The organism is Arthrobacter sp. Y3223164 (genome assembly GCF_059091005.1).
On sequence record NZ_JBNHGF010000516.1, the window covers coordinates 1 to 1654 of the forward strand.

Below are 1654 nucleotides of genomic sequence, written 5' to 3' on the forward strand. Positions count from 1 at the left end.
CGGCGGCCGGGGAGGCGGGCCCGTGGACAAGGTCCAGCAGCCGGGCGGCGGCCGGACGGCAGGCCCACTCCTCCACCCAGTGCGAGCGGACCACCGCCTTGCTCACGGCCTGGCTGGTGATGCCCAGTTCTTCGGCAACGTACTTTTGCTGGCCGCGCGCTCCCGGCGTCATCAGGTCCAGCACCTTCCACTCCGCGTCGGTGCGGGTGGCGACGATTTGGCCGATGAGCCGCAGCACGGCTTCTGCTTCGGCGGCGACCTCAGCATCGGGCCCGGACACGGCCAGCGGAACGCGGTCACCGGTTTTCCGGGCCCGGTTCACCGCGCGCCGTGCGTAGACCAGGCCGTACCCTTCGGCGTCCTTGATGTCCTCCGGAAGCCGCGGCCGCAGTTCGCCCACGCCGATTCCCACATGCCAGCGCCTGGCGCGCAGCGCGATCAGGGCGGCGTCGATGGCCGTGGACGGCTTCTCGACCGCGCCGATCGCTTCGTCGCCGACAGACCGCTGAAAGGGGATCGCCGCGGTCAGGTGGCGCAGCGCCTTGATCAGGGCGGGCACCTGGTCGCCCGCCTCGCGGGAATCGCGCTGGTTGATCGTGAGCACGTACATGGCACCAGTATTGCGCCCGTCCGGGCAGGAACAACCGATTCCGGTTGGCTGGTGTGTCCTGCCGCCGGTCGCCCCCGGGGAAGGCAAAAGCGGCCCGGACCTGAAGGGTCCGGACCGCCGTCGCTGTTCCTGCCGGTTTCGAGCGGCAAGGCTCGGTTCAGGCCGGGCGTGGCTGCCCGGCCGTTCGTCGCCGGTTGGCCTTAGCCCTGGGCGGCGAAGCGCCGGATGGAGGCTTCCAGTTCGGCCTCGGCGGCGGCGCGGTCGGCCCAGCCCTCGGCCTTGACCCACTTGCCCGGCTCCAGGTCCTTGTAGCGGGTGAAGAAGTGCTCGATTTCCTTGACGAGGAACTCCGGCACGTCGGACAGCTCCTGGATGTGGTCGAAGCGCTTGTCGGCCGGAACGCACAGCACCTTGGCGTCGCCGCCGCCGTCGTCGGTCATGTTGAAGACGGCGATGGGGCGGGATTCGACCACGACACCGGGCAGCAGGTCGTAGTCCTGCAGCATGACCATCGCGTCCAGCGGATCGCCGTCCTCGCCCAGCGTGTCCTCGAAGAAGCCGTAGTGGGTGGGGTACTGCATGGACGTGAACAGCACCCGGTCCAGGCGGAGGCGGTGGGTCTCATGGTCGATTTCGTACTTGACGCGCGAACCCTTGGGGATCTCGATGGTGACGTCATGCTGCATGGCTTCGCTCCTTGGAGACGTTCGGAAAATTGGCTTCGGCGCCGCCGATGCACGGCCGTGGCCCGGCGCCGGACTACGCTTAACGATATAGGTCTTGCCCTTCCGTACCGGCATCGGGGTTGGCGCGGGGCGTTCCCAACACTTCAAGATCCTCAGGAGGGGCAGCATGGGGCGTGGCTTCCGCGTGCTCACCTCCGGGCTGCTGGCAGTCGTCTTCGCCGTGCTGGCCGTGCCCGCCGCCCTAAACCTCGGCCAGGCCATCGATTGGCCGGAGCCAGAGCCGGTTATCAGCACCCCTGCGGCGCAATTGCCGCCCACCGAGCTGGCGGAGCCGCAGCCGCTCAAGCCGGCCGGCGAG

General features: G+C 69.0%; 3 protein-coding genes. 1 reads left to right on the forward strand and 2 read right to left on the reverse strand.

Features of this window, described 5'->3' with window-relative positions; all coding sequences use genetic code 11:
* Both AC5RUJ_RS15965 and AC5RUJ_RS15970 read right to left on the reverse strand, forming a co-directional pair.
* A partial coding sequence (locus AC5RUJ_RS15965) for a hypothetical protein (protein ID WP_494156208.1) occupies positions 1-610 on the reverse strand: 610 nt, incomplete at its 3' end.
* 200 nt (positions 611-810) lie between these two features.
* Positions 811-1296, reverse strand: a complete 486-nt coding sequence (locus AC5RUJ_RS15970; protein ID WP_494001923.1) for an inorganic diphosphatase — start codon at positions 1294-1296, stop codon at positions 811-813.
* Between the two features lie 166 nt (positions 1297-1462).
* Between AC5RUJ_RS15970 and AC5RUJ_RS15975 the strand changes: the two genes are divergently transcribed.
* Positions 1463-1654, forward strand: a 192-nt coding sequence (locus tag AC5RUJ_RS15975; RefSeq protein WP_494156209.1) for a hypothetical protein, incomplete at its 3' end; no start/stop codon positions are given.

What these genes read in the sequence shown, in the direction of transcription:
- AC5RUJ_RS15970 (WP_494001923.1), bottom strand. Translation starts at nt 1,296, where the DNA reads ATGCAGCATGACGTCACCATCGAGATCCCCAAGGGTTCGCGCGTCAAG.